Source organism: Mycobacterium sp. NGS49 (assembly GCF_059812565.1).
This window is the reverse complement of record NZ_JCALCX010000018.1, coordinates 116,242-128,923: the sequence shown is the minus strand read 5'-3', so window position 1 is coordinate 128,923 and position 12,682 is coordinate 116,242. Positions and strand designations below refer to the sequence as shown.

Genomic DNA, 12,682 nt, shown 5'->3' with positions numbered 1-12,682 from the left:
CACGGCGACGTCAGCGATGTCGCCGTTGGTGATCCACATCTTGGTGCCGTTGAGGACCCACTCGCCGTCCTCGAACCGGGCATTGGTGCACATCCCGGACGGGTCGCTGCCCGCGTCCGGCTCGGTCAGCCCGAAGCAGCCTATCGCCGTGCCCGCGGCCATTCGCGGCAGCCAGGTTTGTTTATGCTGCTCGCTGCCGTAGCGCCGCAGGGCAAACATGGCCAGAGAACCCTGTACGGAGACGAAACTGCGCAGACCGCTGTCGCCGGCCTCAAGTTCCATGCACGCCAGCCCATAGGCGACGGCGCTCGTTCCCGGACAGCCGTAACCTTGCAAGTGCATTCCGAGCAGGCCCAACTGTCCTGCTGCGGCGGCGAATCCGAACGGCAACCGGCCCGCGGTATAGGCGTCGGGCAGGCGGTGCAGCAGGTCGCGGCGGACGAAATCGCGCACCGTGTCTCGAATGAGGCGCTCTTCGGGGGATAGACCGGCGTCAATCCCCAGAAAGTCGTGTGGCGTCACTGCCGGGACATGAGTTGTGGTGGGGAACGTTGTCAACGGAGGCTTCCCTTCAGAGTTGCGGGCGTTGTCATCAAGTTGTGCAAACCGTCCGGCCGTTCGACTTTGATGACCTCCGCACCGAGGTCGGCCAGTGTCGTCGTGCCGAACGGACCGGCCAGAACGCACGAGAAGTCGGCCACCAGCAACCCGGGCGATGGTGCCACCTCAGCGCCCGCTTCGGTCAACCTCATCGCAGTGTCCCGACGTTGCTTTCATTGGCAACGACGCTAGAGACGCAACAAGCTAGCGTCAAACTGAATTTTTCGGATAAATTCTTGTGATTCGCTGAATAATTCCGGCACGGTTTACGGATCGAAGTGGTGCCGCAAACGCTTATCTTGCGCAATATGCAAGCGTTACTCCCGAACAATCTGATGGACGGACCTATCGGCCCTGGCTAATGTGGCTCGGCAGCGCATCCAGTCTTGGGGTCGTCAACTGCGCGCGGCAAAGCGGAGAGGACAACACGATGGAGTCCCGACTTCGCGCCGGAGAACTGAGTCCGCTGGCCGGATTGCTAGACGCTCTCGGCCTCTCGGAACATTTCACCGGTGCTGCCGTGCTCTGCGGCTGCGACCCCGTGATTTTCTCCCCGCACCGCCTCGGTGAAGCATCGGCCACGGCGCTGCTCCTGATCGGGGCTGCAGGTGCAGCAATCTGGCAGCACCGCGCCGGCGTAAGCACCGACGTCTCGACAGGCATCATCCAAGCGCTGCATTACCTGCACCCCACACATTTTGTGAGGCAAGGCCGCTTCCGCCGAAACGTCGGAGCCGAATACGTCCCGACAAACGGGATTTTACCGACCCGGGACAACCGGTACGTCATGATCGAAGCCGGCCCGCCATACCCCAAACTATTGAGCGGCTATCTGAACTTTTTCGATTGCGGTAACAATAGGCAATCGCTGGCCCGTGAAATCGCTAAATGGGGCCGCGTCGGTGACCTTTTCCAACCTGGCATTGCCGAAGCTGCATCGATTGGTGCCCTACGGGTCCGACCCGCCGGTGTGGCGGTCCGCCGACTAGCTGCGCCGCAGTGGCCGCACAAGACCGGTACGAGACGGAACTTGTGACTTGGAGAATGGTGGTCGTTGGTGGAGCTCTACCAGCTGCGTTACTTCCAGACCGTCGCCGAGCTCGGAACGCTTCGTGATGCCGCCGAGAAACTGCTGGTATCACAATCGGCGGTCAGCCGTGCCATCGCCATGCTGGAGGCTGAGATCGGGGTTGAGTTGTTTACCCGGCGGGGGCGCGCCAACGAACTGAACCGCTTCGGTCAGGCGTTCATGAGAGACAGTCTGGGCGCCCAGCGCAGCCTGGACACCGCGGTAGCCGGAGTGCGCGAACTCGCGGGTGTGGACAACGGGACAGTGGCGCTGGGGTTCCTGGTGTCTCTGGGTGTGGCCACGGTGCCGCGGCTGATCCGCCGTCACCACGATGAGCACCCGATGGTCCGCTTCGAATTGCGCCAACGCGCCGGACCAGCATTGGTTAGCGACCTGGCCACCGGCGTCATTGACGTGTGCCTGAGCTACCCCATGACCTTCGACGAATCACCAGGAGTGCAGTGGCACAAACTGTTCACCCAGCAGCTCTACGCCGTCGTCGACCGCAAGCACCCTCTGGCCCACCGCGCCACGGTCGGCTTCGACGAACTGGCCGGCCAACGTTTTGTCGCCCTCGACCGTGATCACACACTGCGCAGGATCTTTGACAACGCCTGCGACCGCCACCACTTCACTCCCTCTATCGCCTTCGAAGGCACCGACATCACCACGCTGCGCGGACTGATCGGAGCCCAACTCGGCATCGGGGTGCTGCCCAAAGCCGCTACACCTCCGCCCGACATCGTCGAGATCGCCGTCGACGATCCCCAACTTGTGCGCCCGATCGCGGTCGGTTGGATGACCAACCGCTACCTGCCGCCCTCGGCCGCCGCATTCCGCGACACCGCCATCGCATCGTGCGGACTACCCGAGTGAGCGCTGTCCACGTCCCGGCGGGCGTTCCCTGCTGCCCAGATGCGGTTCGTTTGCGTGCGAATCAAACATCGGTGCAATCGAGATTGCGGTGCCGATGACGCGGATCGAGATGGAGCTTCGGGACTGACAGCGCCTCTTGCTCGTGTGGCAGGGCAGCTCGAACGCGAGTCGACAGCCGTATGCGTTCGGAAGAGGCGCGTCTGCCGACGTTCTGGGACTTGGCCGGCCGCAGCCCGGCGAATCGGTCGCTGGTCTCATGCTGCGCGGCGGGTCCTTGCGGGGCGCGGGACCGGTGCAGCTGCGAGACAGCGAGCGCATGGACGCCAAGTCAGGAACGTTGCGTTTCATGCAAAAAGTCCTCCAAAACCTTCTACTGGACGCTTAATCCAGTCGTGCCGATGCTGGTAGCTGCTGTCGCTGTGTACGGCGTTCAGCGTGAGTACGAACGGGGCTCGCCGAAGGCGCTCCCGCACGGCTGCCCCGAAAGGAAGGCACGATGTCATTTGTCAACGTAGCGCCCGAGTACGTGGCGGCGGCTGCATCGGATCTGGCCGGCATCGGTTCGGCGATCAGCAATGCCAATACCGCGGTCGCCGGGCTCACCACCGCGGTGCAGACGGCAGCCGCCGACGAGATCTCGGTGGCGATCGCGGCGCTATTCAACAGCCATGGCTTGCAGTACCAGGCGTTGAGTGCCCAGGCGGCGGCCTTCCACGACCGCTTCGTGCAGGCGGTGACCGGCGCCGGGGGCGCCTACCGTGCTGCTGAGGCGCTCAACACCTCGCCACTGCAAATGCTGGAAAATGACATCTTGGCAGTGATCAATGCCCCGACCGAAGGACTCCTGCAGCGGCCCTTGATCGGCAATGGTGCCAACGGCACAGCGCCGGGTCAGGCGGGCGGCGCCGGCGGATTGCTATGGGGTAACGGCGGTAACGGTGCCGCCGGTATCCACGCCGGGGTCGCCGGCGGTGCGGGTGGAGCCGCGGGTCTGATAGGTGTCGGGGGCAACGGTGGCGCCGGCGGCGGCGCGGGCGCGTCCGGGGGCGCCGGCGGCCATGGCGGCTGGCTGTGGGGCAATGGCGGATCTGGAGGCGTCGGGGGCGCCAATGGCGGAGCCGGAGGGCTAGGCGGCAACGGTGGATTTCTCTTCGGCAACGGCGGTGCCGGTGGGGCCGGAGGTGCGGCGTTCCTGACCGGACAAGCCGGGGGACACGGGGGAGTAGGCGGCAACGCCGGGCTGTTCGGTCATGGCGGTGCCGGGGGTACCGGCGGAGCCGGTCAGCTGGGGGCTCAAGGGCTCTCAGGATTACGAGACGGTGGTAACGGAGGCATAGGTGGAGAGGGCGGAGCCGGAGGGACGGGCGGCACGTTCTGGGGCAATGGAGGGGCCGGCGGAGCCGGCGGCACCGGCGGAGACGGGGGCACCGGGGCTCTGGGCACTGCTGGCGGGATCGGCGGCAATGGCCTCGACGGCGGTAGCGGTGGTTATGGCGGCGACGGTGGCGCCGGCGGCAAGGGTGGCGTCGGCGGCAACCGGGGTGCCTTCAGCTTCCCCGGCACCGAAGGGGGCCTCCTGGGTAGCAATCAGGGCGTCGGTGGGGCCGGCGGGCACGGCGGTAACGGTGGCAGCGCCGGCGACGGCGGTGCCGGCGGGGTGGGCACATGGAACAACAACGGCTCCGGTGTCGGCGGTCGCGGCGGCGACGGCGGCACACCTGGCATAGGCGGACTCGGCGGAGCAGGCGGCGCCGGCTCGGTCGTCGGCGCAACCGGATTGTCCGGGAATTCGCCGACCAGCGGCGGCAACGGCGGCGCCGGAGGCGCCGGGGCGGACACCCCCGACTTCAGCACGAACGGCGGCGTTGGAGGCCACGGCGGCAACGGCGGTAACGGCGGCAAATACGGGAATGGCGGAACCGGCGGCCAGGGCGGCACTGGTGCTACGGGCGCCACAGGCGCTAACGGCAGCCAGTATCAGCCGAACCCGGGCGGAGGACCCTGGAGCATGGTCGACGGGCAAGACGGCTTCAGCGGCGGGCAGGGGGCCAAAGGCGGACAAGGCGGCCAGGGAGGCAACGGCGGAACGCACGGCGGCAACGGTGGCAACGGCGGCATCGGCGGTACCGGCGGCACCGGTGGCACTGGAGGTGCCGGACAGGATGGCAGCCCGGCCCAAGCTCAAGGGTATTACGGCGGTACCGGTGGAGACGGTGGGGTCGGCGGCACGGGCGGCACCGGCGGTACCGGTGGGGCCGGGGGCAAGGCGCTGGCGGCGCACTTTGCGGACGGCGTTCAAGGCGACGGCGGCACGGGTGGTACTGGCGGGTCTGGTGGTGCACCCGGTGATGGCGGCCGCGGCGGGGATGGTGATCAAGGCGGTGGCCCCGGCGGCGGTGGCGGTGACGCCGGTCCGGGCGGCAACGGCGGCAATGCCGGTGCCAGTGGTGCTGGCGGCACCGGTGGCGCTGGCTTGACGCAAGGCGCTACCGGCCAGCAGGGCAACACGACCGCCAAAGGCGGCAACGGCGGCGACGGCGGCACGGGTGGGGTACCCGGTGGTTTGCTCGGCGGAACGTATGGCGCCGGGGGCACCGGGGGCGCCGGCGGGACCGGTGGCAGCGGGATCAACGGGGCCGATGGCGGAAACGGCGGAAACGGCGGAAACGGCGGGACCGACGGGCTCAACTCGTTTCGAACCACCGGCGGTCAGGGTGGGCGAGGCGGCGCCGGGGGTACCGGTGGCACCGGCTCGGTTACGGGGGGCCACGGCGGTGCCGGCGGTAACGGCGGTGCGGGCACCAACGCTGAATTTCCTGGCGGCGCAGGTCCGGGTGGCGCGGGCGGCGCTGGCGGCACGGGCGGTGTGACCGGAGGCGACGGCGGCAACGGCGGCGATGGGGGCACCGGCGGCGTCGGAAACAATTCGACCAGCGCAAACGGCGGGATCGGCGGCACGGGCGGGGCTGGGGGCGCCGGCCTGAGCGGTGCCGGGGGTACGGGTGGCGCCGGTGGAACCGGCGGCACCGGCGGTGCCCGGACGAACTCCGATTACCTCAGCGGCAACGGCGGTGCCGGTGGTGACGGCGGTCCGGGCGGTGCCGGTGCCGGTGGGGCCGGTGGGCCCGGGGGTCAAGGCGAACCAGGCGGCGGCCAAATTGCAGGTGTGCCTGGCTCGGGTGGCCAAGGAGGGGCCGGAGGCGCTGGAGGCACGGCGTAGCTGTGCTGACCAGCAGGCCCGTGCGGCGCACCGGCAACGCAACCATGCTCATGAAGTAGGCCGGGCCCCATTGCTGGAGGGCCGAAAAAGTCGGAGTAGCTCGAACATGTAGCTCAACGGCGAAGCCCAGGGAGCATTGCGGTGAGCCATCGGCCGGCAGGAGATCGAGGCTTAGTCGTGAATGCCCCTGGGCTGGGCTTCGACGAAACTCGGGTTTGACGGCATTCAGGAGATCAGCGTCACGGAGAGCCATGGCTGCCGGGCGTGCCCGCAGCCCCACCCGGTCCGCCCGGTCCCTCCGCGCCACCGGCACCACCGGCGGGGTCAACACCCCCGGTGGCGTCGCCCCCGTTTCCACCGTCGCCCCCCTTACCGTTCAGGCCAACGCTGAACCCGCCGTCGCCGCCGTCGCCCCCGGTCGCCTTTGCTGTCGACCCGGCCTTCGAGATCGTGGCGTCGCCGCCTCTGCCGCCGTCTCCCGCGTGGAGGTTGTCGCCCAACCCCGCGCCGGCATCGCCGCCGTTACCGCCGCTGGCGGCTCCGGATCCGGAATTGATGGCCCTGCCGCCGCCGCCGCCGGATCCGCCTGCAGCGCCGTCGCTACCGCCACCGCCCTCACCTCCGATGGCGGCTCCTTGTCCGGCGTTGGCGGCCGAACCACCGGCGCCACCGGCTCCTCCCGCGCCCTGCCCGCTGACGCCGCCCTCGCCTCCGGCACCGCCGATGGCGGTACCGGTTGCGGCGCTGTTTGCGACGTCAGCGATACCGCCGCTGCCGCCGCGACCAGCATCACTCGAGTCACCGAACCCACCGCCGCCGCCCGTGCCGCCCATCGCGTTGCCGCTTGCCCGGAAGCTGAAGGCGTTGCCGCCGGCGCCGCCGGCCCCGCCCCTCTGGCCGCTGCCACCATCGCCGCCGCGGCCACCGATGGCGTCGCCGGTTCCGCTCGCGTTGACAAAGGCGCCGTCGCCACCGGCCCCGCCGGTGCCCGCGTCGCTGTCGCCGCCGGCACCACCAGCGCCGCCGGTGACATGCCCGGATCCGGTTGCGGACGCCGTGCCGCCCGTCCCGCCGGCCCCTCCTTCGCCGAAGACGCTGGTACCGCCCGCACCACCGGTGCTGCCGACGGTGTCAACGGTGGAGCCGGAGTTATGGTTCGTCAGTTGACCGCCGTCCCCACCTCGACCGCCCGGTCCAGCGAGACCCGCTCCGCCCTTTCCGCCGTCACCCGCAGTGGTGTTCCCGGTCCCGTAGTTGTCGGCGTCGCCGCCGGTGCCGCCCTGGCCTCCGCTGGTGCCGTCCCCACCGCGCCCACCGCTACCAGCGGTTGTGGTGGCCGAAGAGTCGGCGTTTGTGGTGATGGCCGCACCGCCGCTGCCGCCATTGCCACCAATCCCGGTGTTGCCGCCGTTTGCGCCATTTCCGCCGGCCCCGCCGGTGGCCTTGCCGGACCCGTCGTTCTCGGCTCTGCCACCGACGCCGCCGTTACCCCCGCCGGCGCGAGCATCACCGCCGTCACCACCGGTGCCGCCTGTGGCATTTCCAGACCCCCAGGTAACCGCGGCGCCGCCAGCGCCGCCCGTCCCACCGGTGCCCGAGCTGCTTGCGCCGCCGGTACCGCCGGCGCCGCCAGTGAACTCGCCTGAGGAACCGGTCGTCGTGTTCAATGCGGCGCCGCCCGAACCGCCGTCACCACCGGCCCCGGTGGTTCCCGTGCCGCCTGCGCCGCCCGCACCGCCCACACCGCCGCCCGTCCCGGCCTGGCTGACCGTGCCGCCGAATCCACCGTTGCCACCTACGGTGCCGTCACCACCCGCTCCGCCGACACCGCCGGTTGCGGTTGCCGCGGATAGATCATTGGAAACGGCTGCGCCGCCGCCGTTCCCGCCGCTGCCCCCCACACCTGTGCTGCCGCCACTGCCGCCGTTTCCGCCGGCTCCGCCGCCGGCTCCGCCGGTGGCTCCGCCGGTACCGTCGTTGACGCCCAGACCACCGTCCCCACCTTCACCGCCACCGGCAGCACCGGCTCCACCGGCTGCGCCGCGGCCGCCAAAGGCGCCGCCCGATCCGACGGTCGACGCACCACCGCCGGCCCCGCCGCGCCCGCCCTGGTTGGAGACGCTGCTGCCGCCTGCTCCACCGTCGCCCGCGATCGAGTCATGCGCGGATGAGGTGTTCTGAATGAACGCTGTCCCGCCCTGGCCCCCAACGCCTCCGGCGCCGGAGGTGCCGGCGCCGCCTGCGCCGCCTGCGCCGCCCGCGATGTCGCCGGTTCCATCATTGAAAGCCCGGCCGCCATCGCCGCCCGCCCCGCCGGCAGTGCCGTCGCCACCGGCTCCCGCGGTGCCTCCTGTCGCGGTTGCCGAAGAGTCGGCGTTGACAATCCTGGCATTGCCGCCGTTCCCGCCGGCCCCGCCCGCTCCTGTGCTGCCACCACTGGTACCGCTGGCGCCGGCGCCCGCGGTCGCGTTACCCGTACCGGAGCCGATCGCGCCGCCGCCGTTCCCGCCGCCGCCACCGTGCACGGCCCCCGCGCCGCCCGCACCACCACGACCGCCGATCGCATCACCGGACCCCGACCCGATTGCCAAGCCACCGGTACCGCCCGCGCCACCGGCGTCCGTGGTACCCATACCACCGGCTCCCCCGACGCCTCCCACGACGTGCCCGGCGGAAAGCGCCAGCGGAGCCTCGGCGACACCTCCCGTGCCGCCGGATCCACCAGTGGCCCCGGTGCCCCCCGCGCCGCCGATGCCGCCGGTGGCATGGGCGATTCCGAATGTGTAGGCGTGGCCGCCGCGGCCGCCTGCACCCCCCACGCCGAGAGGGTCGGTGCCGGCGCCACCCGCGCCACCCGTTCCGCCAGTGACGTTTCCAGTGAAACCGATCGCCGCGCCACCGGCGCCGCCCGCCCCGCCGCTGCCACCGTCGCCGCCGGAGCCGCCGGTGCCGCCGTTACCGTCTCGTCCTCCGATACCGTCGCTTCCGGCCAAACCTCCATCACCGCCGTTACCACCGGTGCCGCCGGTTCCATCGGCGCCGGTGCCCACACCCTTGCCGCCCTGGCCGCCTATCCCGCCTGTGCCGCCCACACCGCCGCTGCCGTTGATTCCGCCGCTGCCCGCGCCGCCGGACCCTCCGTTTCCGCCACTGCCGCCCGGCGTGCCCTGCCCACCAGAACCGTTGACGCCGACGCCGGCCGCGCCTTGCATGCCGGTGCCACCGGTGCCGCCGCTGCCTCCAGCTCCGGCGATGCCCGCCTTGCCCGCGACCGCACTCGGATCACCGCCGACGCCGCCGAGGCCGGCGGCTCCGCCCGCTCCGCCCTGGCCGCCTGCGCCGGCGCCGGATCCCAGGTCGGCGGCGCCGGTACCGCCTTGGGCGCCCACGCCGCCATTGCCGCCGTCGCCGCCGTTACCCGCGACGCCGTGGGCCCCAGCGACTCCCCCGAACAACCCTGTGGCCTGTCCACCCGCGCCGCCGGCGCCACCGGCGCCGCCGGCGCCGCCCTGACCCCCGTCGCCGCCCGAGCCACCTGCACCGCCGTTGATGCCCGCCACGCCGACCGCGCCGGCGATACCCACTCCGCCCGCACCGCCGGCGCCGCCGGAACCGCCCGGGCCCCCCGACCCGCCGTTGCCCCACAAGACGCCACCGTGGCCACCAGCACCTCCGGCCCCGCCCGAGATCCCGGCACCACCCACTGCGCCAGGCGCTCCAGGTAATCCGGCGGCACCCCCGCCACCCGCGCCCCCGGAACCGCCATGGCCCCAGAGGCCCGCATCTCCGCCGCGTCCTCCGGCTTGACCTGCCGCTCCCGAACCACCGTTGCCGCCATTGCCCCACAGCAAGCCGCCCGCGCCCCCCGCCTGGCCCGTTCCGGCCGCTCCATCGGCACCGTTACCGATCAGTGGACGCCCCAACAGCAAATTGGTCGGCGCATTAACCAGATCCAGCACCGTATCCTCGAGAGCGGCTAATGCCGACGCATTGGCCGCTTCTGCGGCGGCATAGGATCCACTCGCGGCTCGCAGGGTCTGGAATAGCTGCGTGTGAAAGTGCGACGCGTGAGTGCTGAGCGCCTGAAACTCCTGGCCGTGTGAAGCGAATAGTGCGGCGATGGCCGCCGATACTTCATCTGCGGCCGCGACCTGTATCTGCGTGGTTGCACCCGCGGCAAGCTGGTTTGCTGTGCCCACCGCCGTGCCAATCGATGCCAGGTCCAGGGCTGCTGCCGTTATTGCCTCCGGCAAAGCGAGTACATACGACATAATGCCCTCCGAAATTTGAATTGGTAGTTGCAGCGGTTACGGTCGGCCGGCTGGCTCATGTATTTTCGAATGAGCAATATCGCAGTGACCGGCTCAGGTCGGGGGACGCCAAGAGACTTTGACTAGTGGAAAGCCATGTTTTACTCGGGATTTTCAGCGCAATCGAGGCGCAACAGTATTCGAGCCGATACCGAGTTTGGAATCAGATCCACGGGGCAGCGGAACATCACTGAATATGTAGAAATGAAGTCGGGGGGATTGGAGTTGACTTAGTGCGCGCAACTCCAATCCCGCCCGTTCGATCTGACCGAAGTCAGTCGCCGGGTTTAACCCCAGCTGGATCCGACGGCACTGTCGGTCTGTGCCATGTTGTTGCCGGCACTCTGGATTCTCTGGCCGTGAGTATTGGCTTGTTCGTAAATGACCTGGAAGTTGCGGCCGAGTTGGGTGATGAATTCCTGGCACGAAACCGAACCGGCACCGCCCCAGAAGTCGCCGGCGGCCAGCACATCGCGCACGATGGCCTGGTGTTCGGTCTCCAAGCTGGCGGCCTGGGCGCGAACCGTGGCCCCGTGGGCGTCGACGTCGCCGAACTGATAGTTGATTGTCATGGTGGGCTGTCCTTTCTAGCTGCCCAGTGTCTGCTGGGAAGCGTGTTCCTGCTGTTCGTAGTGGTTGGCGTCGCGGATCAATCCGTCGCGCACGCCGTGCAACATCGACACGATGTTGGAGAAGGCCTGATTCATCTGGCTCATGGTGTCCAGAGAGGTGGCCTGCGCCTGGCCGCTCCACCCCGCGCCGGAGATGTTCTGCGATGAGGCCCACATGCGTCGCGCCTCATCCGCAACGGTCTGCGCGTGCGTTTCAAAGCGGCCCGCCATATCGCGCATCGCGTGTGGGTCGGTCATGAACCGGGTGGTCATTGTTGTCTTCCTTTCAAATCAGCGATGTGTTTTTCGGGTGTGTTCACGGCCAACCGGGGTGATACGCGCACCCCCTAACCGACACCGGCGCGCGGGATCACGCTGGGTCGCTGCTGCACGACATGCGCGCTAGCCCCACCTCGACCCAACATGCCACCGGGCATCCCCGCTCCGGCCGCGCCGGCCCCCATTGGCATGGGCATCATCGGCATGCCGCCAGACCCGGCCGGCTGAGGAACCTGAGTCAACTCAGCGGCGTGCGAGCCCACGCCCGACAGCAGGGCCGAGGCAATCTCTTTCGGTGCTGACCCGGGCCACGTGGGCGGTACCGACATCGGTCCCAGCATTCTCGACTGGCCCAAACTGGCCGAGGCGGCCCCACCTAAGCCACTTCCCCCGAGGGCCTTGGTCAGGGGAGCGATGTCCCCGGCGAATTTCGGTGCATCGGCAAGATCGGCCGCCGTCGCCGCGGCCAATGCGGAAGTGCTTCCGGTTGTCGACTGAGCCATCTGCAGCAGAGGACCGATCATCATGCTCGCCGGGGTCATCACCATCTGGGCCATCGACGCAAGCGATTCCACGGGCAGTGCTGAAGCCAGCGCCTGAGCGGGGCCGACCAGACCCGAAGCCAGCGTTGTGGCCCCGTCACCGGCTGGCTCAAGCGTGGTCGAGATGGATGTCGCGGCTACGGCGACCTGCGATGCGAGATCTGTCACGACCGGCGGCAAACTGAACGGCGTCAAACTCTCGGCGACCGCGGAGGCGCCCGTGTGATAGCCGACCATTGCGCCGATGTCCTGGGCCCACATCTCCACGTAGTCAAACTCGGTGGCCGCGATCGCCGGGGTGTTCTGACCCAGGAAGTTGGTCGCGATCAGTGACATCAATGACACCCGGTTGGCGCTGACGGCCTCGGGGTGCACGGTTGCCGTCAACGCGGCTTCGAATGCCGTCGCTGCCGCGCGCACCTGGGCGGCGGCTAACTCTGCCTGAATCGCAGCCGTGCTGAGCCAGCCGACGTACGGCGTCGCCGCGGCGGCCATCGACACCGAAGTGGGCCCGCTCCACGGTCCGCTGAGGAGCCCGTTGACTACCGAGCGGAACGAGTCGGCCGAACTCGCCAGTTCCGATGCCAGACCTTCCCATGCCCTCGCGGCCACATGTAGCGAACCGGGCCCGGCGCCGGAGAAGATTCGTGCCGAGTTGATTTCCGGCGGTAGTACGAAGTAATCCATCATGAACTCCTTGGAATGGGCCGAGGGCACCACGACGCTTCGAGGCGTGCACCTGCGACAGGAACGACGGCCGGAATGTCGTTGCGCACCATCGCGATTCCTTCCTGCTGTGCCGGATGAAATATGGCGTCGTGGTATCGAACACAGCGCGGTTGTGCCCGTTCGGCAGGGCCGCTCAGCGGCTCATTCGCCTGTTGGTACCTGTGAATGAACCTATGCAGGTGGATAAGCCAGGTCCAGTAGAAGGATATGAACGATCACTTGCATTCAGCGCAACACAATGCGGGTCTGCTGCACCGATTGGTGAAAGTTTCGGTTTCGCGGCCTGACGGGACCCACTCCAACACCTCCATGATCGTGGTGTTGCGACGACCAGTTGAATCCGCCTTGGCTACCGCGGTCGCGGTGGACCACGCAGCCGCGACGTCACCGCGTCGAGCGGCCGCATTGGCCAACGCCGTGGAGCGGGTTAGGCGGGGTTGGCGGTG

8 protein-coding genes and 1 pseudogene are annotated in these 12,682 nt (G+C 69.0%); 3 read left to right on the top strand and 6 right to left on the bottom strand.

Going from position 1 to position 12,682, the window contains the following annotated elements; genetic code table 11:
• Positions 1-522, bottom strand: a 522-nt coding sequence (locus AC5Y7D_RS19850; protein ID WP_499926932.1) for an acyl-CoA dehydrogenase family protein, incomplete at its 3' end; no start/stop codon positions are given.
• Positions 523-611: 89 nt separating this feature from the next.
• Positions 612-752, bottom strand: a pseudogene (locus AC5Y7D_RS19845) (CoA transferase); the annotation flags it as partial.
• Positions 753-1,030: 278 nt separating this feature from the next.
• Here AC5Y7D_RS19845 and AC5Y7D_RS19840 point away from each other — a divergent pair.
• The 3 genes from AC5Y7D_RS19840 to AC5Y7D_RS19830 all read left to right on the top strand — a co-directional run bounded on the left by AC5Y7D_RS19840 (position 1,031) and on the right by AC5Y7D_RS19830 (position 5,765).
• Positions 1,031-1,636: a hypothetical protein gene (locus tag AC5Y7D_RS19840; RefSeq protein WP_499926930.1), complete on the top strand. Its 606-nt coding sequence runs from the start codon at positions 1,031-1,033 to the stop codon at positions 1,634-1,636.
• A 21-nt stretch (positions 1,637-1,657) separates the two neighbouring features.
• A complete protein-coding gene (locus AC5Y7D_RS19835; protein WP_499926929.1) occupies positions 1,658-2,545 on the top strand; it encodes a LysR family transcriptional regulator in 888 nt (295 codons plus the stop codon).
• Between the two features lie 496 nt (positions 2,546-3,041).
• The gene (locus AC5Y7D_RS19830) at positions 3,042-5,765 is read left to right on the top strand and encodes a PE family protein (RefSeq protein WP_499926928.1); all 2,724 of its coding nucleotides are present in this window, start codon (positions 3,042-3,044) and stop codon (positions 5,763-5,765) included.
• A 239-nt stretch (positions 5,766-6,004) separates the two neighbouring features.
• Here the strand turns inward: AC5Y7D_RS19830 and AC5Y7D_RS19825 are convergent, their stop codons facing one another.
• The 4 genes from AC5Y7D_RS19825 to AC5Y7D_RS19810 all read right to left on the bottom strand — a co-directional run bounded on the left by AC5Y7D_RS19825 (position 6,005) and on the right by AC5Y7D_RS19810 (position 12,197).
• On the bottom strand, positions 6,005-10,036 hold the full coding sequence (locus AC5Y7D_RS19825) for a PE family protein (RefSeq protein ID WP_499926926.1): 4,032 nt from the start codon (positions 10,034-10,036) through the stop codon (positions 6,005-6,007).
• Between the two features lie 326 nt (positions 10,037-10,362).
• Positions 10,363-10,647, bottom strand: a complete 285-nt coding sequence (locus AC5Y7D_RS19820) for a WXG100 family type VII secretion target (protein WP_499926925.1) — start codon at positions 10,645-10,647, stop codon at positions 10,363-10,365.
• A 15-nt stretch (positions 10,648-10,662) separates the two neighbouring features.
• Positions 10,663-10,959 (bottom strand): WXG100 family type VII secretion target, encoded by a 297-nt coding sequence (locus AC5Y7D_RS19815; RefSeq protein WP_499926924.1) that lies wholly within the window; start codon positions 10,957-10,959, stop codon positions 10,663-10,665.
• Positions 10,960-11,033: 74 nt separating this feature from the next.
• Entirely contained in the window at positions 11,034-12,197 is a 1,164-nt protein-coding gene (locus AC5Y7D_RS19810) for a PPE family protein (protein ID WP_499926923.1), read from the bottom strand.
• Between the last annotated feature and the right edge of the window lie 485 nt (positions 12,198-12,682).

What these genes read in the sequence shown, in the direction of transcription:
- AC5Y7D_RS19840 (WP_499926930.1), top strand. Translation starts at nt 1,031, where the DNA reads ATGGAGTCCCGACTTCGCGCCGGAGAACTGAGTCCGCTGGCCGGATTG.
- AC5Y7D_RS19830 (WP_499926928.1), top strand. Translation starts at nt 3,042, where the DNA reads ATGTCATTTGTCAACGTAGCGCCCGAGTACGTGGCGGCGGCTGCATCG.
- AC5Y7D_RS19825 (WP_499926926.1), bottom strand. Translation starts at nt 10,036, where the DNA reads ATGTCGTATGTACTCGCTTTGCCGGAGGCAATAACGGCAGCAGCCCTG.
- AC5Y7D_RS19820 (WP_499926925.1), bottom strand. Translation starts at nt 10,647, where the DNA reads ATGACAATCAACTATCAGTTCGGCGACGTCGACGCCCACGGGGCCACG.
- AC5Y7D_RS19815 (WP_499926924.1), bottom strand. Translation starts at nt 10,959, where the DNA reads ATGACCACCCGGTTCATGACCGACCCACACGCGATGCGCGATATGGCG.
- AC5Y7D_RS19810 (WP_499926923.1), bottom strand. Translation starts at nt 12,197, where the DNA reads ATGATGGATTACTTCGTACTACCGCCGGAAATCAACTCGGCACGAATC.